22 protein-coding genes are annotated in these 22,214 nt (G+C 59.7%); 10 read left to right on the forward strand and 12 right to left on the reverse strand.

The features are described from left to right. Nucleotides 1-68: 68 nt before the first annotated feature. On the forward strand, nucleotides 69-521 hold the full coding sequence (locus R4P64_RS23530) for a nuclear transport factor 2 family protein (protein ID WP_317822884.1): 453 nt from the start codon (nucleotides 69-71) through the stop codon (nucleotides 519-521). Nucleotides 522-530: 9 nt separating this feature from the next. Here the strand turns inward: R4P64_RS23530 and R4P64_RS23535 are convergent, their stop codons facing one another. Continuing rightward, complete coding sequence (locus tag R4P64_RS23535; protein WP_317822885.1) at nucleotides 531-1,751, reverse strand: fatty acid desaturase; 1,221 nt, start codon at nucleotides 1,749-1,751, stop codon at nucleotides 531-533. A 111-nt stretch (nucleotides 1,752-1,862) separates the two neighbouring features. Here R4P64_RS23535 and R4P64_RS23540 point away from each other — a divergent pair, with 111 nt between their 5' ends. The 3 genes from R4P64_RS23540 to R4P64_RS23550 all read left to right on the forward strand — a co-directional run bounded on the left by R4P64_RS23540 (nucleotide 1,863) and on the right by R4P64_RS23550 (nucleotide 5,162). Then, nucleotides 1,863-3,074 carry an enhanced intracellular survival protein Eis gene (locus R4P64_RS23540; RefSeq protein ID WP_317822886.1) on the forward strand — a complete coding sequence of 404 codons (1,212 nt, stop codon included), beginning with the start codon at nucleotides 1,863-1,865 and terminating at the stop codon, nucleotides 3,072-3,074. 66 nt (nucleotides 3,075-3,140) lie between these two features. Further along, complete coding sequence (locus R4P64_RS23545) at nucleotides 3,141-3,680, forward strand: GtrA family protein (RefSeq protein ID WP_138870431.1); 540 nt, start codon at nucleotides 3,141-3,143, stop codon at nucleotides 3,678-3,680. Nucleotides 3,681-3,959: 279 nt separating this feature from the next. Then, the gene (locus R4P64_RS23550; RefSeq protein WP_317822888.1) at nucleotides 3,960-5,162 is read left to right on the forward strand and encodes a ricin-type beta-trefoil lectin domain protein; all 1,203 of its coding nucleotides are present in this window, start codon (nucleotides 3,960-3,962) and stop codon (nucleotides 5,160-5,162) included. Between the two features lie 66 nt (nucleotides 5,163-5,228). On the opposite strand, the gene R4P64_RS23555 is transcribed toward R4P64_RS23550, so the two are convergent. The 3 genes from R4P64_RS23555 to R4P64_RS23565 all read right to left on the reverse strand — a co-directional run bounded on the left by R4P64_RS23555 (nucleotide 5,229) and on the right by R4P64_RS23565 (nucleotide 8,223). Next, the gene (locus R4P64_RS23555) at nucleotides 5,229-5,354 is read right to left on the reverse strand and encodes a hypothetical protein (RefSeq protein ID WP_255285241.1); all 126 of its coding nucleotides are present in this window, start codon (nucleotides 5,352-5,354) and stop codon (nucleotides 5,229-5,231) included. Between the two features lie 410 nt (nucleotides 5,355-5,764). Continuing rightward, nucleotides 5,765-6,595 (reverse strand): SDR family oxidoreductase, encoded by an 831-nt coding sequence (locus R4P64_RS23560; RefSeq protein WP_317822889.1) that lies wholly within the window; start codon nucleotides 6,593-6,595, stop codon nucleotides 5,765-5,767. Then, nucleotides 6,592-8,223, reverse strand: coding sequence for an AMP-binding protein (locus R4P64_RS23565; protein WP_033236683.1), 1,632 nt, complete (start codon nucleotides 8,221-8,223; stop codon nucleotides 6,592-6,594). Before R4P64_RS23565 ends, R4P64_RS23560 begins: the two co-directional genes overlap by 4 nt. Nucleotides 8,224-8,495: 272 nt before the next feature. Here R4P64_RS23565 and R4P64_RS23570 point away from each other — a divergent pair, with 272 nt between their 5' ends. Genes R4P64_RS23570 through R4P64_RS23590 form a run of 5 tightly spaced genes read left to right on the forward strand, consistent with a single transcriptional unit; the run spans nucleotide 8,496 to nucleotide 12,481 of the window. Continuing rightward, nucleotides 8,496-10,157: a class I adenylate-forming enzyme family protein gene (locus R4P64_RS23570; RefSeq protein WP_317822890.1), complete on the forward strand. Its 1,662-nt coding sequence runs from the start codon at nucleotides 8,496-8,498 to the stop codon at nucleotides 10,155-10,157. Beyond that, nucleotides 10,154-10,624, forward strand: a complete 471-nt coding sequence (locus R4P64_RS23575) for a nuclear transport factor 2 family protein (protein WP_317822891.1) — start codon at nucleotides 10,154-10,156, stop codon at nucleotides 10,622-10,624. The genes R4P64_RS23570 and R4P64_RS23575 overlap by 4 nt, the downstream gene beginning before the upstream one ends. A 36-nt stretch (nucleotides 10,625-10,660) precedes the next feature. Beyond that, nucleotides 10,661-11,017: an EthD domain-containing protein gene (locus R4P64_RS23580; RefSeq protein WP_317822892.1), complete on the forward strand. Its 357-nt coding sequence runs from the start codon at nucleotides 10,661-10,663 to the stop codon at nucleotides 11,015-11,017. Between the two features lie 44 nt (nucleotides 11,018-11,061). Continuing rightward, nucleotides 11,062-11,958: a TIGR03619 family F420-dependent LLM class oxidoreductase gene (locus R4P64_RS23585; protein WP_317822894.1), complete on the forward strand. Its 897-nt coding sequence runs from the start codon at nucleotides 11,062-11,064 to the stop codon at nucleotides 11,956-11,958. A gap of 1 nt (nucleotide 11,959) precedes the next feature. Then, nucleotides 11,960-12,481, forward strand: a complete 522-nt coding sequence (locus R4P64_RS23590) for a nuclear transport factor 2 family protein (RefSeq protein WP_317822895.1) — start codon at nucleotides 11,960-11,962, stop codon at nucleotides 12,479-12,481. 36 nt (nucleotides 12,482-12,517) lie between these two features. Here R4P64_RS23590 and R4P64_RS23595 read toward each other — a convergent pair whose 3' ends face one another. The 3 genes from R4P64_RS23595 to R4P64_RS23605 form a co-directional block, all read right to left on the reverse strand. Beyond that, complete coding sequence (locus tag R4P64_RS23595; RefSeq protein ID WP_172937662.1) at nucleotides 12,518-13,711, reverse strand: NADP-dependent malic enzyme; 1,194 nt, start codon at nucleotides 13,709-13,711, stop codon at nucleotides 12,518-12,520. Nucleotides 13,712-13,894: 183 nt separating this feature from the next. After that, entirely contained in the window at nucleotides 13,895-14,191 is a 297-nt protein-coding gene (locus tag R4P64_RS23600; protein WP_033237388.1) for a putative quinol monooxygenase, read from the reverse strand. Nucleotides 14,192-14,376: 185 nt separating this feature from the next. Further along, on the reverse strand, nucleotides 14,377-15,369 hold the full coding sequence (locus R4P64_RS23605; RefSeq protein ID WP_172937663.1) for a cyclase family protein: 993 nt from the start codon (nucleotides 15,367-15,369) through the stop codon (nucleotides 14,377-14,379). A 494-nt stretch (nucleotides 15,370-15,863) separates the two neighbouring features. On the opposite strand from R4P64_RS23605, the gene R4P64_RS23610 reads away from it, so the two are divergent. After that, on the forward strand, nucleotides 15,864-16,646 hold the full coding sequence (locus R4P64_RS23610; RefSeq protein WP_092805074.1) for an enoyl-CoA hydratase/isomerase family protein: 783 nt from the start codon (nucleotides 15,864-15,866) through the stop codon (nucleotides 16,644-16,646). Between the two features lie 20 nt (nucleotides 16,647-16,666). Here R4P64_RS23610 and R4P64_RS23615 read toward each other — a convergent pair whose 3' ends face one another. From R4P64_RS23615 to R4P64_RS23635, 5 genes are all read right to left on the reverse strand, one after another. Further along, complete coding sequence (locus tag R4P64_RS23615; protein ID WP_051730852.1) at nucleotides 16,667-17,599, reverse strand: ABC transporter permease; 933 nt, start codon at nucleotides 17,597-17,599, stop codon at nucleotides 16,667-16,669. A gap of 27 nt (nucleotides 17,600-17,626) precedes the next feature. Next, on the reverse strand, nucleotides 17,627-18,568 hold the full coding sequence (locus R4P64_RS23620; RefSeq protein ID WP_033237386.1) for an ABC transporter permease: 942 nt from the start codon (nucleotides 18,566-18,568) through the stop codon (nucleotides 17,627-17,629). Next, nucleotides 18,568-19,395, reverse strand: coding sequence for an ABC transporter ATP-binding protein (locus R4P64_RS23625; protein ID WP_051730853.1), 828 nt, complete (start codon nucleotides 19,393-19,395; stop codon nucleotides 18,568-18,570). Before R4P64_RS23625 ends, R4P64_RS23620 begins: the two co-directional genes overlap by 1 nt. Then, nucleotides 19,392-20,423, reverse strand: a complete 1,032-nt coding sequence (locus R4P64_RS23630; RefSeq protein ID WP_051730854.1) for an ABC transporter ATP-binding protein — start codon at nucleotides 20,421-20,423, stop codon at nucleotides 19,392-19,394. Before R4P64_RS23630 ends, R4P64_RS23625 begins: the two co-directional genes overlap by 4 nt. 92 nt (nucleotides 20,424-20,515) lie before the next feature. Then, nucleotides 20,516-22,108 carry an ABC transporter substrate-binding protein gene (locus tag R4P64_RS23635; protein ID WP_317822897.1) on the reverse strand — a complete coding sequence of 531 codons (1,593 nt, stop codon included), beginning with the start codon at nucleotides 22,106-22,108 and terminating at the stop codon, nucleotides 20,516-20,518. Nucleotides 22,109-22,214: the final 106 nt, after the last annotated feature.

Here is a 22,214-nt window from a genome sequence, read left to right on the forward strand (position 1 = left end):
GCGCTGAATGTGTCTCGTTGAGCGGGAAGGCGAAACATGAGCGCCGTCACATAAGGTGAAATGCTGCCATGGAACCCTCGGATCGGATCGCCCTCACCGACTTGGCTGCCAGGTACGCGCAGGCAGTCGACCGACGAAATCCGGCTGCTCTCGCAGCCCTGTTCACCGAAAATGCCACGTTTGTCCTGCCGCCGGCATTGAACGGCACCGACGGACCGACTGAGATTCAGGGCAGGGTGACTTTGTCCGATTCGATAGTCGGCGCCGTCGCACACCTGCACTCGACGCGGCACATCGTCGAGCAGCAGGTCCTCGATCAGGACAGCGCCACCACGGCCCACGGCGAGGCGTACTGCTCGGCGCACCACATCTATCCCCGCGGCGAGGGATACCGGAACAACCGAATCGAGATCCGGTACCAGGACAGTTTCGAGAAGGTCGACGGCACCTGGCTGTTTTCTCGTCGCGAATTGGTTGTGGACTTCGCTGAGGACGTGCCGGTCATTCTGCTCGGCAGTTAAAGGCGAGCGTCAACTCGCCATCATGGCGATGGCCGTTCGCAACCCACGACGCTTACCCGTGTGCGGATCGACTCCGAATACTTCCTTGATGCCGCCACGAACTCGAAACTTCAACTCGGAGTGCGTTTCCGGTGCGTCGTCCTGGGAGGCGGAGAGAAACCTGTTGGGGAGCGACAACTTCCAGATGGTGCGCAATGTCAGTCCGTACTGCTTCCACAGCGGACCTGTTGTGTACGGGAGATCGTACTTGTCACATAATTCACGAAGTGGCACAGCGATTTCCGAGTATCGGTTGCTCGGCAAGTCGGGGAAGCAATGATGCTCGATCTGGTAGCAGAGGTTGCCGCTCATAAATGCCATGATCGGTCCGGCGTGAAAGTTGGCCGAGCCGAGCATCTGTCGTAGGTACCATTGCGCGCGCGATTCGTTCTCGAATTCCTCGAGAGTGAACTTCTCGGCTCCGTCGGGAAAATGCCCGCAGAAGATGACTGCGTAACTCCAGTAATTGCGAATGAGATTTGCGACGATATTTGCCGTCAGCGTGGTCTTCCACGCTGGGCCGGTCAGAGCTGGGAACAGAATGTAGTCCTTGGTCACCTGCCGTGCGATCTTCTTGCCGATTTCCTTTGCCATCTCGGATTTGTCGGACCACTTCACCTGCCCCTTGCGAAGTTTGTCTGTCTCTAGATGGTGAAGTGCGACGCCCCATTCGAACAGTGTTGCCAACGCGAAATTGGTGATCGGCTGGAATAGATAGTCCGCGTGCCACTTCTGATCTCGCGTGACGCGCATGATGCCGTAGCCCACGTCATTGTCGAGACCGACGATATTGGTGAACTTGTGATGGGTGAAGTTGTGCGAGTGCTTCCAACCCGACGATGGGCAGGTGTTGTCCCACTCCCAGTTGCTCGAATGAATCTCGGGATCGTTCATCCAGTCCCACTGACCGTGAATGATGTTGTGGCCGAGTTCCATGTTCTCGATAATCTTGCCGAGCCCCAGAAGCGCTGTTCCCAGGATCCATGCGGGCTTCTTCTTGCTGGCAAACAGGACGACACGACCGGCCACCATGAGAGAGCGTTGAAACGCGATAGTTCGCTGAATGTATCGAGCGTCACGCGCACCGCGCTTCTCCTCGATGTCGAGCCGAATAGCGTCCAATTCACGCCCAAGTGCCTCGACGTCTTCCTCGGTGAGGTGCGCATATTCCTTGATATCGGTGATCGCCACTGTATTCACTCCCGTCGCGGGGCCGGTTCGTCGGACGGTACCCCCATGAATCACCGGTGAAACGTCGACTCGCGCGCTACGTGCGTCACCGCGCAATCTGTGCCAGCATCAATGAGCGTGAGCACCGACAACCAGATCACCATCCGAACTGCCACTGAAGCCGACTGGCCGGCGATCCAGTTGCTCGACTCGACTGGGTTCGGGTTTCATCCGTCGAGCGCCGACAAAACACTCACTCGGACGCTCTATCGCCCCGAGGACATCGTCGTCGCGACAGAAGGTGATCAAGTTGTCGGACTGGCCATCGAGTTCGACATGGAAATCACGGTTCCGGGCGGGAACCAGCTACCCACTCGCGGAATCACCTGGGTGTCCGTCGCCCCGACGCACCGTCGCCGCGGAATCCTGCGCTCGATGTTCGTCCGGTTGCACCACCACATCGCGTCGACGGGTGCTCCGCTGGTAGCTCTGACGGCCAGCGACGCGCGCATCTACAACCGGTTCGGCTACGGCCCCGCAACCGTCAGCGAGAGCATCACGATCGATCGGCGTTTTGCCGATTTCCGCCCGCAGGCTCCAACCGGAAGCGGCGTGCGGATCACCGACGCGCAGACCGCAGCCACGCTACTGCCCGCAATCTACGACCGCTGGCGCCTCGTCACTCCAGGCGCGCAAAGGCGTCCGCAAGCACATTGGGATTTCACATTTGCCGACCCGTCCGACCATCGCGCCGGTGCCTCGGGACTGTTCTTTCTGACACATCCCGACGGCTACGTTTCCTACCGCCACCGAAGTGACGGCTCCGACAGCGTCGTCGACATCGCCGAGTTCGTTGCGATCAACGACGACGCGTATGCCGCGTTGTGGCGGACAATGTGCGGGCTCGATCTCGTGACCCGCATCGAAGCCGAGCAACACCCTGAAGATCCGCTGCGACTGATGCTGACGGACTACCGTTCGGTGCGGACAACCCGTCGATCCGACCGTCTGTGGCTGCGGATCATGGATGTCCCAGCAGCGCTCGAAGCTCGTGAATATGTCGCTGACCTCGACACTGTCATCAAGATCGAGGATCCGTTCCTCGACTCCGGTGGTACGTTCGCGCTCAGCATTCGGGGTGGAAAGGCCACCTGCCGACCCACGGACGCCGACGCACAGATCACGATGCCGTCCGATATCTTGTCCAGCATCTACCTGGGTTCGCACCAGGCTCGAGTCTTCGCGGCAGCAGGGCGCGTGCAGGCCTCGGCCCCTCAGGAGATACGCGACTTCGACTTCGCTTTCGGCACCACTCGCCCGGCAGTGATGGGGTATGGTTTCTGACTTTCCGAACGCTCCGGCGCGGGCGATTTTTATGCCTAACGGCACCGGCACGGTTAGCCTCGACCAATGGCGTTTGTAGGAAAACTGGTCAATTGGCTTCCTGAGAAGATTCTCGTACGGGTTTTACCGCACGCGGAGATGCTCAAGTTTCTGGTGGTCGGCGGCATCGCCTTCATCGTCACCACGGTGTTGTTCTTCGGCATCAAGTGGACCGTACTGCCGCAACATCCGGTTACCGCCAACATCATCGCGGTCCTGGTCGCGACGGTCCTGTCGTACGTACTGAACCGGGAATGGTCGTTCGCTGAACGGGGTGGACGACAACGTCATCACGAGGCGGCACTGTTCTTCATCGTCGCCGGTATCGGCCTGGCCATCAACCAGGTGCCACTCTGGATCTCGAGCTACGTATTCGACCTCCGCCAGCCAAACGTCTCCGTATTGATGGAGAACTTCGCCGACTTCATCAGTGGCTCCATCATCGGCACGCTGCTCGCAACGGCCTTCCGTTGGTGGGCGATGCGCAAATTCGTCTTCCCTGAAGAGTCCACGAACGGCGAAATGATCCTCGACGCGGAAGCCACAGACGCTCCTTCACTCGACTGACGCCGGCAGCAACCGAAGAGCATCACGCATCGGCGAATTTCGTCAATATCTGCACTATTTCAACCTTCCCGAAAGGTGCAAATAACCCCGATCCTTTTGTGTAGCATTTCGCCAACAAAGCCTGTGGAATTGTTTCCACCGGGCTAGGTTCTCGCCGCACAAAAGAATGGAATCACAATGAGAGTGACTGTGTTTTCGTATATTTCGGGGGAATCGTCAACAAAGAATCGACATTCGAAACAGACCGTTTGTTTTCTCATCGCGTCCATCGTCATGGCGATGGGCGCACTGGTAGTTTCTCCGGCCGTGTCCGAGGCTGCCGTGATCGGCGCGGTCAAGACACCCAGTGGGCGATGCCTGGAAAACAAGTGGGGCGTGACATCGGACGGCAACCCGGTTCAGATCTACGACTGCAACGGCTCGGCCGCACAGATCTGGAGCGTTGAAAGCGATGGCACCGTTCGTGTGCAGACAAAATGCCTGGGCCCTCAGGGCGGTTCTCTGGTCGCAGGCACCGCCCTGGTCATATCGAATTGCACGGGCGCAGCCTTCCAAAAATGGACCTCCGGCCCCGGAGGTACCGTTCGAAGCCAGGTCAACGGACTCTGCGTCGAGAATCGTGACGGCATCAACGCAAACGGAAATCCAGCGGTGGTACGGGTATGCGATGGCACGCAGGCTCAGAGTTGGTCGTACGCCGGAGCCATCGTGACGCTTCCCTCTCCGTCAGGAGTTTCGGTACCGGTCGGCAATCTCAACGGATGGCGTCAGATCTTCTACGACGACTTCACAAAAGACGCTGCGCTGGGGACGTGGGCAAATACGTGTGATCCCAACAAGATCGTCTACACCGGCGCACAAGGGCAAAAGTGGCGAACATACCCGTCTTGTTATCTCGATACATATCAACAGCGGCCGTATCGCGCCGACCAAGTTCTCAGCGTCAAGAATGGCGTCCTCAATTTCAATCTGCACAATGTCAACGGGCAACCGGCGGGGGCAAGCCCGTCACCCGTCATCAACGGCCAGAATCAAAATCAAACCTACGGCCGCTATTCTGCGAGATTCAAGGTCGACAACCCGAATCTCAACGAATATTACGTTGCCTGGTTGTTGTGGCCGCAGTCCGAAGTATGGCCGCGCGATGGTGAATTCGACTTCCCCGAAGGTGGACTGTCCGGCACTGCAGGCGGTTTCCACCACTACTCCGGTGCGGGTTCTTGCGTAGGCGGGTGTCAGGACCTCGCAACGGACATCGGAGCGCGGTTCACCGACTGGCACACGTACACGATCGAGTGGTCGCCCGGGCGGATCAAATATCTACTCGACAACCAGGTAGTCCTGGAAAGCACGTCCTGGGTTCCGTCCACCCCGATGCGCTGGCAGTTGCAGACCGAGACAAAAGGCACGGGAACCAGCAACGGGAACCTGATGCTCGATTGGGTCTCGGTCTATGCCTACGACACGAGCGCACGGCCGTAACCTCAAAACCCGAGAAGGTCCGCATGCCAGAGGCGCGCGGACCTTCTCGGTCGATTCGATGCGGAACTAGCTCAACCCACCGAAAACCACGACGAGACTGTTCACGGTGTTCGTCAGAGATTCGAACACGCCCTTGAGGACGAGGTCTGCGCTACCGACCGGGATCATGAGAATTGTCGAAAGGGAACCCATTGTGTGCCTCCATGATTGGACCAGGCCGAAGAAACCGGCCTTTTCGAGAAAATTGATCGCGCTCGGATAGAGCGCACGTTGAAGTGCGGTGGCGACTACTGGTAGTCACCGCAGTCCGGGCGCGCTATCAGCTACCGAACGCTCCACCGAGCACACCGAGGAGGTACTTGAACGCAGCCAAAGCCTGGCTCTGGGCAAGAAGATCGGCGATCGATCCCATGTGAAACTCCTTATGTGAAGGGTTGCTGTACTTGCGCTTTCGCTGGCCAAAGACAGCAAACATCGCTCGTGCCCGAGCTGTTCACCCGGGCACCATCGGATGCTAACACCGTGATCGAGAGCTGTGGGGTGCTACGAATTAGCCGTCAACTGCTCGAGTATTCGGCCTTCTCGTCGATGAACCCCAAGCTTCATTTCTTCTCGTGAAGCGTCGCCATCAGTTTCGGACCGTCCACCACTCGGCCGAGGAAGCGGTCGGCATCGGGGTCGGTAGCAAGCCAGACTGCAGCGGCTGCCGGAACCGACGCCGGTGTGGCGGCAAATCCTGCGTCCACAATCGCGTCCGCACCGCCGCGAGCCTTACCTGATTCCGTGATCACAAACCCCGGACTCAGGTTGAATGCCTTGATACCGGCGCCGCGGTACTCCGAGTTGATCGCACCGGCGATGCGCCCGAAGCCGGCCTTGGACGCGGCGTACGACAGGCCCCAGCCGCCTTCACCGGGAGGTGCCGGTGGGTCCATAGTGGCCGAACCCGATGCGAGACCGATGACAACACCGTTGCCGCTCTTGATCATCGACGGAAGAATCGCCTGGACCAATGCAAGTTGGTGCAGATAGTTTCCGACAACCATTGCCTGGGCATCGTCGATCTCGATGTCGAGAATCCGGTCCATGTTGCCGACGGTCTGTGCATAGGCGTTGTTGACCAGCACATCCACACGGCCCCACTCGCGCAGTACCTGCTCACCGGCCGCAACAACCGATGCCCGATCGAGGAGGTCCATCGGAACGGCCATGGCCCGCACGCCGCAGGCCTCGATTTCGGAAACTGTCGTCTCGAGGCTTCCGGTAACAGGGATAACCTGCTCGCCGTCGCGCGTTCGCGGTGCGGCTCTGCCTTCACCTTCACGGACGGTGCGGGCAGTGATCGCGACATCGAACCCGGCGCGAGCAAATGCCAGTGCACATTCGCGGCCGATACCGCGAGAAGCGCCGGTTACCAGCGCAACTCGGTTCACAGGAACCTCGAACGACCGTGAGTCTCGAACTCTTTCTCGAGGCTTTCGATGTCAGCTTCCGTCATCAGCGTGTACTCGGGAGCGCCGCGGCCCACCCAGTGGTACACCGGCTCGTCGGTCCGCCAGCGATCGACCTGAAGGTCACGCTTGAGCACCTTGTTGGAACCGGTGACGGGCAGGTTGGTCGATACGCGAATGAAGCGCGGCGCCGACTTTGTTCCCAAATCTGCCTGTGCGGCAAGGTAAGCCGCAAATTCGACGGGGTCGAAATCCGCCAGATCCGCAACCTCGATGCCCGCCATGACCTGATCACCCGAGCGCGGGTCAGGTACGGCAAACACACCGGTTGCGATCACCTTGGGGTGGCGACGCAGAATGTGCTCGATCATCAGAGCCGACGTGTTCTCACCGTCCACGCGGATCCAGTCACCCTTACGGCCGGCGAAGTAGATGAATCCCGCTTCGTCGACGTAACCGAGATCGCCTGTCCAGTACCAACCGTCACGGATCTTCTCCGCCATGGCGTCTTCGTTCTTGTAGTAGCCCTCGAACTTCTGCGAACCTGCCTTGTCGACCATTTCGCCGATGGACTCGTCCGAGTTGAGCACGTGTCCGTGCTCGTCCAGGATCGCGCGCGGACGCTCTTCCTTGGTGTCGGGATTGACGATGACGATGTTCTCGTTAGCCGGACGTCCCAACGCTCCCGCGGGCTGGTTCGGATCGAGAACCACCGAACCGGCGCCTTCGCTCGAGCCGTAGCCCTCGAAAAGCTGTGCGCCGAAGCGACGAATGAACTCGGCCTTGTCACCCGGCGACGCTTCGGTACCAAAACCGTGTGTAAGGGTGTTCTCGATGTCGTCGGACTGCTCCGGCGTCGCCATCAGGTAGCCGAGTGCCTTGCCGACATACGTGAAATATGTTGCGCCGTAGAACCGGACGTCGGGCATGAAGCCCGAAGCCGTGAACTTGCGAACGAGGCAGACCGTAGCGCCCTGTGACAGCGCGGGAGCCCACAGTGCCATCAGCGCGTTGCCGTGGAAGAGCGGCATGCAGCAGTAGCAGACGTCATCGCGATCGATGTCGTACTTGGCACAGTTCGCGTATGCCAGACGCGTCAGACGACCCTGGCTGCATCGGACAGCCTTCGACATACCGGTAGTGCCGGAGGTGAAGAGGAGAAGGAAAAGCGTCGACGCATCGACGCCCAGGTCGATCTGCGGCGTCTCGACGCGATGCGCAGCAACGGTTTCGGCATACGACGCGTCGTCGACGAGGATGAAGCGGTCGTCGGTCAGACCGAGATCGAGACCAGCGAGCTTCTCGTGGCCTGCCTTGTCGGTGACGATCATCTGGCAATCGACATACCGGACCTCGGCTTCGAGTTCGGCACCGCGACGAGTCGGGTTGATTCCGACGATCGTGGCGCCCGTCAGTGCGGCGCCGCCGAGCCAGAACAGGAACTCGGGCTCGTTCTCGAGGAGAACACCGATGTGGAAGGGGCCCGGCGCGCGAAGCGACTTGGCGTACGAACCGCGGGCGGCACTTTCATGGACAACCTCGTCCCACGTCCAGTCCTGAGTACGCGTCCGCAGTCCCAGATGCTGATCACCGACACGATCGATCAACATCTGTGCGACGTCCGCGCGCTGCGGAGTGGCAACGGAACTGCTCGGAGGTGCTTCGGTGGCGGTGTTCGTCATCGTGATCCTGTGTCCTACTCGAGAGGGAGGGAATTCGTGTGCGCTCACGCTCATTCCTTCGGCTGCGATTCTTTCGGAACGCTAACTGCGCGTTATGTCAGTAACCCGCTCAGTCTCGCTCAGTGGTAACCGCCCCACAGATAGGATTGTCCCGTGACATTTTGTGACGTGAAAAGCGCCACAATACGAAAGGCCATTCCATGACTGCCCCCGCAGATCCGCAGTTGCTCCTGGACCAGGCGGTCTCGCGCCTCACCGGTCCCGGTGGGCCGTTCGAGATCGTCGAAGAAGAGGTTCTCGGCACCGTCATGCCCGTGATGAAGAATCGCGGACATGCCATCGGTGAGCTCATCTCCGCGTCCCGGGCCTGGGGCGACGGCGACTATCTCGTCACGAGCAACCGCCGCATCTCGTTCACGGAGCATGCCGACGCGGTAGCCGCGCTGGCGACTGCGCTGCGCGACAAGTACGGCGTCCGCAAGGGCGATCGAGTGGGAATTCTTGCCGCCAACAACCCTGAATGGGTCATGACCTTCTTCGCGACGCAGGCACTCGGCGCCATCGCGGTCGGTCTCAACGGCTGGTGGGTTCCGCGCGAGGTGACACACGGCATCGAGCTGTCGAGCCCGAAGGTGCTGGTAGTCGACGCCAAGCGCGGCGCTGCGCTTCCCGAACTGCCGGCAAGCATCACCGTTCTGACCATGGAAGAGGATCTGCCCGCACTCATCGCCGAATACGCCGGCGCAGATGTACCCGCCACGGACATCGACGAGGACGATCCGGCTGTCATCCTGTTCACCAGTGGCACCAGCGGCCGCCCCAAGGGCGCCCTGCACTCACACCGCAACGTGATGGCTGTTGTCGACTACCACAAGTACAGCGACGCAATCGGCGCTGCGTTCACGGGCCGCGAGTACGACGGCTCCAAGCCCAGCCCGCTCCGCTACCTCCTGACCTCTCCCCTGTTCCACATCGCGAGCCTCCATAACCTGGTCATCCCGCGTCTGGCTACCGGCAGCGCTGTCGTGATGATCGACGGCGGCTTCGACGTGGACAAGGTGCTCGGATTGGTCGAACGCGAACGCATCACCAACTGGGGCGCGGTTCCCACCATGGCGTCGCGGTTGCTCGAACACGGCAACATCGGCAAGTACGACGTGTCCTCGCTGACGGCATTCTCCCTGGCATCGGCGCCGTCGTCGCCCGCGTTCAAGGAACGCCTCAAGGAGCAGGTACCGTTCGCCCGCAACGCCCTGGTCGACAGCTACGGGCTCACCGAGTGCAGCACGGCTATCGCCGTTGCCGTCGGAGCTGAGCTCGAAGAGTTCCCCGGGACTCTCGGACGCCCCATCATCACCGTGTCCATGGAAATTCGTGACCCCTTCGGTGAATGGCTGCCCGACGGCATCGAGGGTGAGGTCTGCGTGCGCAGCCCGTTCGTGATGCTCGGTTACTGGGAGAACGAAGAAGCCACCGCTTCGGCAATTTCTCCCGGACGCTGGCTCCGCACCGGCGATTTCGGCGTGATCGAGAACGGTCGCCTCCGTCTGACGGGACGCCGGTCGGATCTCATTCTGCGTGGCGGCGAGAACGTCTACCCCACAGAGATCGAACAGACCCTCGACGAGCATCCCGACGTCATCGAATGCGCCGTCATCGGTTCGCCTCACCCGGACCTCGGCCAGGAAGTGTCAGCCGTCGTCGTTCTGCGCTCCGGTGCAGTCACGACCGAGGAAGACCTCCGCGAATTCGCGGCTGAGCGTCTGTCGTACTTCAAGGTGCCCTCGAAGTGGCGTATTACCGGCGATCTGTTGCCCCGCAACGCAACCGGAAAGATGGTTCGCCGCGAGATCACGGTATGACCGAAGAGCTGTCACGGATCGTCGCCGAGTCGGCGATCCGTGACCTGCTCTGCGAGTACACGCACCTGATCGATCAGGGTAGGTTGCGTGATGTCGCAGCATTATTTGCGCACTCCGATTACGGCCAGTGCGGCGCGGACGGTGTTGCAACAACTCTGATTTCGTCCGATGCCGACGCTGTGTTCGCCGCGTGCAGCAGCTTCATCCGGATGTACGGCACTCCCGCGGTCCCGCGAACCAAACACCTGCTGACCAATACCCGTATCTCGGTCGACGGAAACGAGGCGTCGGCGCTGTCCTACATCACGGTTATCCAGGGCACCGAAGATTTTGCCCTGCAACCCATTTTGTCGGGACGGTACTTCGATCGATTCACGTGCGTCGAGGGATCGTGGCAGTTTGCATCACGGCTTTTCTGCATGGACAACATGGGTGATATGTCTGCTCATGCCAACCGGTCACTCTGAGCACATCTCGCAGCACCTTCAACGGGGAGACGAACGATGTTCAAGGCAATCGCGCTACTCACTCGTAAGCCGGGACTCACGAAAGAAGAGTTCATCGACTACTACGAGAACAACCATGCCCCACTGATTGCCGCAACCTTCCCGTCGATCATCGAGTACCGGCGGAATTACCCCGATCTCGCTCAGGCTCTGCGCGCAGACGGCGTCCCCGACCCGGCTTTCGATGTCATCACCGAAATGTGGTTCCACGACAAGGCCGGGTACGAAGACATGCTCGCCACTCATGCCCGCCCGGAGGTCGGCGATCGAATCCGGGCCGACGAATCCAACTTTCTCGATCAGAGCAAGATCATTCAGTTTGTTACCGACGAGCGCGAATTGCCGCACAGCTGAGACTCGCCCGTCGTTCCCGTAGATTTTCGGAAAGGACTGTTTGCATGGAAATCGGTGTCAACGTATTGGGCCTCGAGGCACTGTTCGAGGGAAAGATCAGACCGGTTCTCGATTTCGCCGCTGCCGCCGATCGGGCCGGCGTCGACTTGATCTGCACCGGCGATCACCTCGGGTTCAATGCTGACGCTCATGCGCAGCGCGTCAGCGAGCACAACTTCCTCTTTCCGTTGGATCATCCTTGGTACGAGCCGATTTCACTGCTCTCCTCAATTGCTGCAGTCACCGAACGCGCTCGCCTCGGAGTGTCGGTTCTCATTGCGACAGTTCGCCCACCGGCACTGCTCGCCAAACAAGTCGCCACCCTCGACGCATTGTCGGACGGACGAGTGACCATGGGCTTCGGAGTCGGCTGGCAAGAGGCCGAATACACCGCGACGAACATGCCATTCGATGCCAGATTCGGGCGCATGGAGGAAACCGTCGCAGCGTGCCGTGAACTCTGGACACAGGCTCCCGCCAACTTCAAGGGGCGCGACTTCTCCTTCGAGAACTACCACAGCATTCCGCTCTCGACCCAAGACCGCGTTCCTGTCCTCTTCGGGTTCGGGCCCAGCCAACGGAACTTCGACCGCATCGCACGTGTCGCCGACGGTTGGACCGTCAACCCTGCCGATTTGGCGACCTTCACCGACAGTGTTGTGCTGCTGCGCAACACATTCGAAGCTCACGATCGTGATCCCGATACCGCGCGCGTGCAGGTGTCTGCATCGCCGGTTCGTCGTGACAACGGAACCGTCGACCTCGAAGCCACCGCTGAGAAGGCTCACGACTGGTCCCACCGCGGCGCATCCGTCGTCGTCTTCCGTCCGGTCGTATTCGACTGTGCCAGCGAAGAACTACCGGAACTGCTCGACTGGATGATCAGTGTCAAGGAGTCCTGAAATGGAACAGCAATTGCAGGATCTGCTGGACAAGCAGGCTATTCGTGAAGTCGTTTTGACGTATGCCCGAGGCATCGACCGGCTCGATTTCGATCTCGTTCGCAGCGCCTATCACCCCGACGCCATCGATCATCACACCGGATTCGACGGCAACATCGACGAATACATTGCCTGGGTGAAGCCCAAACTCTCCGTCATCGGCGGCACCATGCATCACATCGGCAACCACCTCGTCGAACTGCACGGCGACCACGCGATCAGCGAGGCGTACTCGATGTCCACCCACTGGGGCGGACCCGAAGGCGTCGGAATGATCAACTTCACCAGCGGCGCACGTTTCATCGACCACATGGAGCGCCGGAACGGGCATTGGGCAATCAAGGAGCGCTGGGCCGTACGCGAATGGACCCGCTCCGACGAAGGCCGTTTCGTGAATCCCGAGAGCGCCGGCCCCCGAGGACGACGCGACGATTCAGATCCGTTGGCCGCCTTACGAAAAACTCTCCCCATCCAGTCTGCGTGAACCCCGCGAGTCTTTGAACCGGCAGGTTCAATCCTCTTAGCTGGTCACGCCCTCAGCGTGCGCTGCGGCCGCGACGGCTTCCGCAACTGCGGTCGCCACGCGAGGGTCGAGTGGGCTCGGAACAATCTTGTCCACGGCCAACTCGTCGCCGACCACCGACAGGATCGCCTCGGCGGCAGCGAGCTTCATACCTTCGGTGATGCGACGGGCACCGGCGTCGAGCGCGCCCTTGAACACACCGGGGAAGGCAAGCACATTGTTGATCTGGTTCGGGAAGTCACTGCGGCCCGTAGCCACGATCGCCGCGTACTTCGACGCGGTCTCGGGGTGAATCTCCGGATCCGGGTTCGAGAGCGCAAACACGATCGACTCCGGAGCCATCGACGCGATGAGCTCTTCGGGGATCTTGCCCGCCGAGACACCGAGGAAGACGTCCGCTCCGGCCAAAGCCTCGACGGCACCGCCGTGGACACTGCGCGGGTTGGTGCGCGACGCCAGCTCTACCTTGATCTCGTTGAGGTCGCTGCGCTCGCTGGAGATGATGCCCTTCGAGTCGAGCACGACGACATCGCTGATACCGGCGGCGAGCAGAATGTTCGCACACGCGACACCCGCTGCACCCGCACCGGAGATGACAACCTTGAGCGTGGTGATGTCGCGGCTCTGCACCTTCACGGCGCCCTTGAGCGCAGCAAGAACCACAATCGCGGTGCCATGCTGATCATCGTGCATGACGGGGCAGTCAAGTGCCTCGATGACACGCTTTTCGATCTCGAAGCAACGCGGCGCCGAGATGTCCTCGAGGTTGACCGCGCCGAAGCTCGGACGCAGACGGATCAGAGTCTCGACAATCGCGTCGGGATCGGTGGTGTCGAGCACCAGCGGAATGGAGTTCAGTCCGGCAAAGCTCTTGAACAGAGCGGACTTGCCCTCCATGACGGGCAACGATGCGCGGGGTCCGATATCGCCCAGACCGAGAACCGCCGTGCCGTCACTGACGACGACAACCAGTCGATTGGTCCACGTGTAGCGATCGGCAAGGGTCTCGTCAGCTGCGATGGCGCGGCTCACCTGAGCCACACCCGGCGTGTACGCGATCGACAGAGCGCGCTGCGTATCGAGCGGCGCGGTGGTCTCGACCGACAGTTTGCCACCGACGTGAGCGGCAAAGATTTCTTCGTCGGTCAACTCGACCTTGGGTACGTTGATGGATTCAGTCACAAGGGACACAATGACACTCCTGAAAAGTTCGAGATACTGGCGATAACTGACAAGCTGCGTGGGGGGTCGAAGAAAGCCGACGCCGAACTGCATCCCCTACTGCCGAAGGTGCTCGCGTAAGGGCAACAAGTATGGGGCGTGCTCTTCGGCACTGTTCACGAAGGACACGCCCCATCTGGACAAACAAATAGGTCAGATCGCAGAGTCGAGTGTGTACTTGGCCAGTCCTGGCGCCCCTGCGAGAAGCGGTCCCAAATCCTTGATCATGCCTGGGCCGGCGCGCCATTCGCGGTATGCGGCATCCGCCTCGGCAGTAGACCATTTCTCGAAACACAGCCAGTGCGTTTCGTCGTCGGCATCAATCAATACGTCGACACCTTCGCAACCTTCGAAAGCACGGGTCTCAGTCAAGATTCGTCCCACCACCTCGCGTGCGGTAGCAAGACTCTCTTTCTTGAGTCGCAGGTCCAGAATCGCGGAAATCGTCACAGAAAACTCCTTGTTCTCAGGGGGTGAATTCGAATCATTCAGGAGCACCCACGTTTTCCAGGGTGCACAACTCCAAGGTGCACAACGCACGTCCGACAGACTTCAGACTGCCGAAAGCACACTCTCGGACAAACTGTTGATGTCCGAGAGTGTGCCGAACCGATAGCGACAACCTTGTCGAGAGGTCAGTAAAGGAACAACGGATTGATCAGGACACCCGTCGAACGGTGGATGGCAGTCGGAGCCGCTACGACAAGACCTGTCGACGTATTTGTCTGCTTCAACGCCGCCACGGCCGGGCCGAGTAAGCAGTTGTCCACCAGACACAAACCGATCGCATAGATCAGGTTGTGCACTTCCAACGAGCCGGCAGGGTTGTTCCGGGCATCGTGGAAGTCCCACAGCACCAAGCCCGGATCCTTCGATGCGATCCAGACTGCACCGTCCTCACCGATACCTGGGCGCGCCACTGCTGCGGCGCCGCTCGGGTAGATGTTGCCGGCCGCCTCGTAGCGATCGCGCCCCTGGTAGATGATCAGCGCATCGCCAGGCTCGAGGGTGACTCCGGTTGCCGCGAGCGCTGCGTCCAAGTCCTCGCCGGTAACGGGGTGTTCGGCGTCGATCCACTCGACCCCTCGCGCTCCGGCGACATCGAGGACTACACCACGCGTGGCGATTCCATGGTTCGCCCACGCCACCATGGTGTCCTCGTCAGTCAGGGACGCCTCGGCGGGAATCGGCCCGTGCCAAGACCCTTCGGCACCGATGTGCGCCAAACCGTCCATGTGTGTGTTGTGGACTCCATGGGCGTCGTACTTGATCACGTCACCGCCGTGGGCCGAGCGCATACCGCGAACGCCGACCTGTACATCGAGTTCTACTGATCCGTGGCCAGAAGGCATCTCGGCAAGCCCCAGCTTTTCCCACTGCGCTGCCTCGAGTTCCGCCACAGCTCGACCATCGGCAAGGCGGCCGGGGCGGGTTTCCACCTCACGTTCGAGAGAGATGGCTTTCCCGTATCTGACAGCGGAAACGCCGCGCAGGCGGGCCGATTCATCGATGAGGTCCACGGAACCGCGGCACTGCACACCGTCCACGTGTCGTGATGAATCGTGCTCGTCCTTGATCTTACGGAGCCACGGGGCGAGGGGATCTGTTTCCAGGTCGTCGACTGTCATTCGTTTCTCCATATTCGTTTCCGAGGGGCAGAATCAGCTGATATTCGTTCCGAAGGGCAACGTCAGGCTGACAACGCCCCGATGCAGCGGTTGAGTTGCAGGGACTACTGAATCGAATCATCTTCACACACTGGGTATGTCGATCGGCACATCCGGTCCTGTTGTTCGATTCTGTCATAGATACTCGCCCAAACGAAGAAGTCGAGCGAGGCAATCTCTCCAGACCGAAACTCCGTCGATCACATGGCCAGTCGTAGACACAAAAGGTGTATCAGCTTGAACTGTGCCAGGTTTCGTCCGGAAACCGACTGCCTCGTTACCCAGACGCCATACACCCGTGGGCGACCCAGACATGCCCATTCCGCTAGCCGGAACATCCCGTTGACCAGGCATCCACGATGCAGTTATCTGAACCCCGGCGAACCATGTGCAGGCATCGTGACCTTTCGAAGCCGTCACTGGCCACGACATGGAGAATGCTATACGCTGCATTTATGGTAAATAGCTTGGGCGCCAGCGGTTTACGATTCGAACGTGAAGGCTCGATCGGATGGTGCATCATCGACCGTCCGGCTGCCAGAAATGCGTTGACCTCCGCGATGTACTACGGATTGAAGCGAGCAGTACGCCTCGTGAATTCCGACCCGGAACTGTCGGCATTGATAATCACCGGGGTTGACGACGTATTCGCCCCCGGAGGAGATCTGGGAAGGCGATCGGATCCGGGAGATGCTTTGCCGGAGGGCCTTTCGAGCATCGATATCGTTCCCTTCCTAACCATTCGAGACAGTCGCGCACCCGTCATTTCCGCGGTCAACGGAATCTGCCAGGCCGGTGGACTACTGATTGCAATGATGTCCGATATCGCTGTCGTCAGCGACCGGGCGACATTCCGTGTTCCCGAACTTCTACGAGGCATCCCGGATGCGACTTTCGCTGCAGTGCTGCCGGCACACATCGGAATCGCCGCAGCACGCGACTTGATGTTTTCCGCGCGCAAGTTCGATGCGGCAGAAGCGCTTCGGCTCGGAGTGATCTCCCGAGTTGTGCCACATGAGAACCTTCGGACTGCGGCACTCGAGGCTGCGCGTGAGGTACTGCAGACCGCACCTGTAGCCCGAGCCCAGGTCAAGCGAATGCTCAACGAGCGCTACGGGCAATTCGACTACGAAACCATGTTCGGCGCACTCGACACTTCTCCGGAACCACGTGAGGGAATGCGGGCGTTCATGGAAAAGCGTGACGCGTGCTGGATACCGGCGAATCTGCCGCGATAACGCGGCAGATTCGCCGCTCGTCATTCGTCGTTTGAAATCGAACCCGAACCTTCGAGCGCATCCCGCAAACCGTCACCGAACGTCGAGAATGCCAGGACGGTCAGCACAATCATGATCGCCGGTGCAGCAATCAGCTCCGGAGCTGTGTAGATATTGTCGAAAGCCTCACGCACCATTGAACCCCAGGAAGTCTGTGGCGGCTGAACACCGAGACCGAGAAAACTCAGACTTGCCTCGGCGACAATCGCGACACCCGCCGAGAACGAAAGCTGCACCAGTAAAGGCGAAGCCGCGTTTGGTAACACATGACTCCACAGCAGCCTGCCCTTGCCGCAGCCCAGCGCTCGGGCAGCTTCGATATACGTTTCCGTCGACACCGACTCCGCAGCACCTCGTGCCAACCTGTACAGCGATGGGGCCATAACCAGTCCGATCGCCATCATCGCGTTGGTCAATCCTGGACCGAAAATTCCGATGATCGCAATGGCGAGGATAAGAGGCGGCAAGGACTGCAGGGCATCAGAGATTCTACTGATCAGTCCCCCAGCCCATCCCCGGACAAGTCCCGCGAACAGCCCTGTGGGAATACCGATCACAGCCGCAACTCCCACCGCCTGGACAACCGCGAGCATGGTGACACTTGCCGAGGCGAGCAACCTGCTCATGACGTCACGACCATAGACGTCCGTACCGAGCCAGTGCTCCCCGGAAATTCCGGCCAAACTGTTTCCCAAGTTCTGCGCGTTCGGATCATCGGGCGCAATCATGGTGCCGAAACCCGCGACCAGAAACACCAGCACTAAGAAAACCAGCGAGATCATGGCCGGGATGTTCCTGCGCAGCAGTCGAAGTGGACGTGAAGTCCGCAGTGTGTGCATGAAGCGGCTTCGGCTCGAAAATGGTGTCGCGCGCCGCGGGTTATCGGGATCCGCAACAATACCGGTTTCACTCATGAAAATGCCTTTCGACAGCTGACCGGGTCAGGCCCGGGTCCTCGGGTTGAAGTAGCCGTAGGCCATATCGACGATCAGGTTGATGATCACGATGGCAACCGCCATGACCATGACGATGCCGAGGATCACCGGAATATCCCGGCTGAAAACAGAATTCACGGCAAGAGTCCCGAGGCCAGGTAGCGCGAAAACGAACTCGACTGTCACCGCGCCTGCAAATACTCGACTGACCTGTAGACCGAGGACCGTCACGATCGGAACTCCGGCGACCTTGAGGGCGTGCTTCAGCACGATCTGCTTGGTCCGCAGCCCCTTCGCCCGAGCAGTGCGGATGAAATCCTTGGCGAACGTGTCAACCATGGCCGCACGGGTTTGGCGCGCCACTTCCGCAGTGGAAATGGCCGCAATCGCGAGAGCCGGAAGAATCAGGTGTTGAAGCCAAACCCCAAACCCTTCGCTGAGCGGTGCGTACCCAGTCGCCGGAAAAACCGGCGCGGAGATTGCGAGGGCAATGACCAGAACCAAACCGATAATGAACGGTGGGACCGCCATCGCAACCGACGACACAGCCGTCAACGCGCGGTCGAGCATCGAATTGGCACGCATAGCGGCAATGATTCCGATCGGCAGACCGAGCAAGATCACAATTACCATGGTCACGACGGTCAAGGACAGAGTGGTCGGTATCCGATCCGCGAGGATCTGAGTGACGGACTGAGAACTGTAGAGCGAGGTGCCGAAATCACCGGTAATGATGTGACCGAGCCACTCGACGTACCGGATCAGCAGTGGCCGATCCAGACCCAGTTGTTCGCGAACCGAAGCGATTTCGTCCTGCGTTGCGTTGTCACCGGCAAGCCCAGCTGCAGCGTCTCCTGGCATGAAGTCAACCAGCACGTAAACGAAGAAGCTGAGGAACAGCAACAGTGGGATTGCCGAAAGCACCCGTTTTCCCAACAGATTCGCCATTATGACCCTCCCGTCGGTACTGAAACTCTGCGACGACGGTTCCTCGGGTCCGGAACTGCCGAGACCAGCATCTTGGTGTACGAGTGCTGCGGATTCTCGAACAACTCCTCCGCGGTCCCGGCTTCGACTACCTCGCCCCGGTACATAACGATGACGTGGTGGGCGAGATATCGCACGAGGGAGAGATCATGCGAGATGAAAATATAGGCCAAGCCGCGCTCGGCCTGCAGGTCGAGCAGCAGGTTGAGAACTTGAGCTTGGATTGAAACATCCAATGCAGCAACAGGTTCGTCACACACAATGAAGTCGGGATCGAGTGTGAGCGCCCGGGCAATCGCGATCCTCTGAAGCTGACCGCCGGAGAACTCTCGTGGATACTTGTCGAGTTGGTCCTCGCGCATACCGACCCTCTGCAGAATTTCCACGACACGCCGATCACGCTCTGCCCCAGCGATTCCGAAGTGGATCGACAACGGTTCGCCCACCGCGTTGCGAATCGTCATATGCGGATCGAGCGAGCTGAACGGATCCTGAAAGATCATCTGCGCGCGCCGCCGAAAGGACAGCAAATCCTTGCCCTTGAACTTACGGACATCGTGTCCGTCGAACCGGATCGTGCCGGAGTCGGGTTCGATCAAACGCAGAACCTGACGTCCGATCGTCGACTTCCCCGCTCCGGATTCGCCCACAATGCCGAGCGTTTCACCACGTTCCAGGGTAAAACTCACATCGTTGGTCACCACGGACCGCTCTCTCACGCGACCGAGAAAGTCTCTCTTGACCGGATACGACTTGCGTAGTCCGGAGACCTCCAATAACGGACTCATCCGGTAAGTCCCTTCAGATTCAGTTCGCCCTCACGCACGCAACGTACTGACCGATTGCGAGCGATGTCGTGCAGTATTATCGGTTCCGAATCGCATCGACCAGCATCTGCGTAGTTGCAACGATCCTGGAACCGGCACGTTTGCGGCCAGTCCCATGGAGCTGGAACTGCACCCGGAATCGACGACAGACGTATACCTTTGGCCCTCGGGTCGGGAATTGCTGCCAGCAGACCCTCCGAGTACGGATGGCGTGGGTCGTCGAACAGGTCATCGATCAAGGTCGATTCGACAACCTGCCCCGCATACATCACCGCCACTCGGTCGCACATCTCGGCAACGACCCCCAAATCGTGAGTGATGAACAGAATCGATACGTCGAACTCGTGTTGCAGATCCTTCATCAATCGCAACATCTCTTTCTGCACCGTCACGTCCAGCGCGGTCGTGGGTTCGTCCGCAATGAGCAGTTTCGGTCGACATACCATTGCGATTGCCAACATGACGCGCTGACACATGCCACCGGAGAACTCGTGCGGGTATGCCTTTGCCCGATTGCGTGCATCGGGAATACCGACCGCGTCGAGCATCTCGACAGCGCGGGCAAACGAGTCCTTCTTCGACAAACCTTGGTGACGACGGACAACCTCGGCGATCTGATCCCCGACAGTGAATGCCGGAGACAGACTTCGCCTTGGTTCTTGAAAGACCATCGATACGTCGACCCCACGAATGCCGGACAACTCCGACTCCGACAACCCCACCACCTCACGGCCGGCGATACGGATCGATCCAGTTACCCGACAACCCTGGGAAGGCAGTAATCCCATTGCAGCCAAGGAAGTTACGGTTTTCCCGGATCCGGATTCACCCACCAGCCCGACCGTCGTGCCGGGTGCTACTCGCAAGGACACGTCGTCGACGACTCGAGTCCAGCCGCGATCGGTATCGAAGTCGACCGAGAGATTCTCGATCCGCAGGATATCGCTGTCCGTCGCGTCGAGCGACGACAACGGTAGATCAGTTGCCATGGACAGGATCTCCTAGCGTCAGGTAGTGGACGGCGACAACGGGCGCACCGCCCAAACTGGATATGAGTGAGACTTCGACTATTCGCGCAGAATCATTTCGCGACACCGACGTAGCGCAGGTCCATCACCCCGGTGTAATGCGAAACGCCCATATTCGAAGCACCGATTACATTGTCTGCGAAGGCAAACTGTGTACTTACAGCACAGAGGAAGACGTCGAAAGCGTTCTCGACCGCAACGGCTGATGTCGCTTCGAGAGCAGCAGTACGGTCTACCTCGGACACGTTGGGATCAAACGCCGGCGCCAATGAGTTCTTGAACTCCGCGGGAAGTGTTCCCGGAAAAAGGCGTGGGACTGTGTAGTTGCGGTTGAGGAACTGTGCAGAACTCGGATCGCCAACTCGCACACTGACGATGGACGGTTGTGCCTTCGCTGCAAACTGAGCAGTCATGTCGACCAGATCCACCGGCTTGGCATTCATCGTGACACCGACTTCGGCGAACTGCGCTTGCAGGGCCGACGCGATCTCGTCCTGCGGCGAAAGTCCCGCACCGAGAAGCGTATTGAATGTGAGACCGTTGACCCCTGCCTCCGCGAGCAAAGCCCGCGCCCGATCCGGATCGTAGGTGTAATCGATCTGCGGATCCGAAAGGTGCCCGTCCGCGCCGACCGAAAGCGGTTGGCCGGAGACCTGGCACTGATTGTTGAGCAACGACGAGTTGATACCTTCCCGGTCAACGGCAAAGTTCAGCGCTTGACGCACCCGCACATCCGAGAACTCCGGGCTGTCGATATTCATGGCCATCGTGTACAGCTGTGCAGGCGGATAAGAAAAGAACCCGTATCCAGATCCGAGCGCCGATGCCTGCGGGTACTGACCGATCTTGGATATCATCAGATCGATCTGACCTGATCGCAGCGCGTTCAGTCGAGCATTGTCGTCGACGATGCCGGTGATCGTGATCGTCTTGGACAACTGTGCTGCAGGATCCCAGTACCCCTCCCGACGCTCGTATGTCACCGAATCACCTATCCGGACCGAGGTCGCGACGTACGGACCCGAACCCACCGGATTGATGTCCAGATCCGGATTGTCGAGAGCCTTCGGACTGATCAATGCCGCTTCCACACCGGAGAGCACAAACGGCAAATCTGCGGCGGGTCGGGTAGCGATGACCTTTACCCGGTTCGGATCGACCACCTCTACCGAATCGATCATCGAAAAGGTTGACGCCACAGTCGATCCCGCCGCCGTCTTCGCATGATCAAGCGTTGCCTTGACTGCGGCGGCATCGAGAACTTCACCATCGGTGAAAGTGATCCCGTCACGCAATGTGAAGACGACCTCACGGCCGTCCTCGGAAAACTCCCACTCGGTCGCAACCATCGGAGCTATCGCGAGAGACCCATCCTCGTCGACCATTTGGGTGAGCCTGTCGTACACCGGAGTCAGATACGGGTACGCGGCCGGCGCAGACGGCATCTTGTGCGGGTTCAGCGCCGGTGTCGCCACAGTGTGGCCGACCCGGAGATGTCCGTTCGGATCGGCGTCAGCGGCCGCTGCGCCGACGGCACCACCTAACGCCGGGGACGAATTGCCGGCACTTCCACTGCCACAGGCGGAAAGCACCAGGCTAAGAGCGGCAATGGCAACGCCGATACGTACGGAACGTGTGATCACCATCTTGGTGTTCCTCTCGATTGGGTTAGGTACGCGGCAGTGGTTTAGGTACGGGGAAAGTGCAGCAGGGCACGGGCATTGGTTTCGACCATCTTCTCGACTTCGTCAT

The sequence above is a fragment of the Rhodococcus sp. IEGM 1366 genome (genome assembly GCF_033142425.1).
Classification (GTDB): domain Bacteria; phylum Actinomycetota; class Actinomycetes; order Mycobacteriales; family Mycobacteriaceae; genus Rhodococcus_F; species Rhodococcus_F globerula.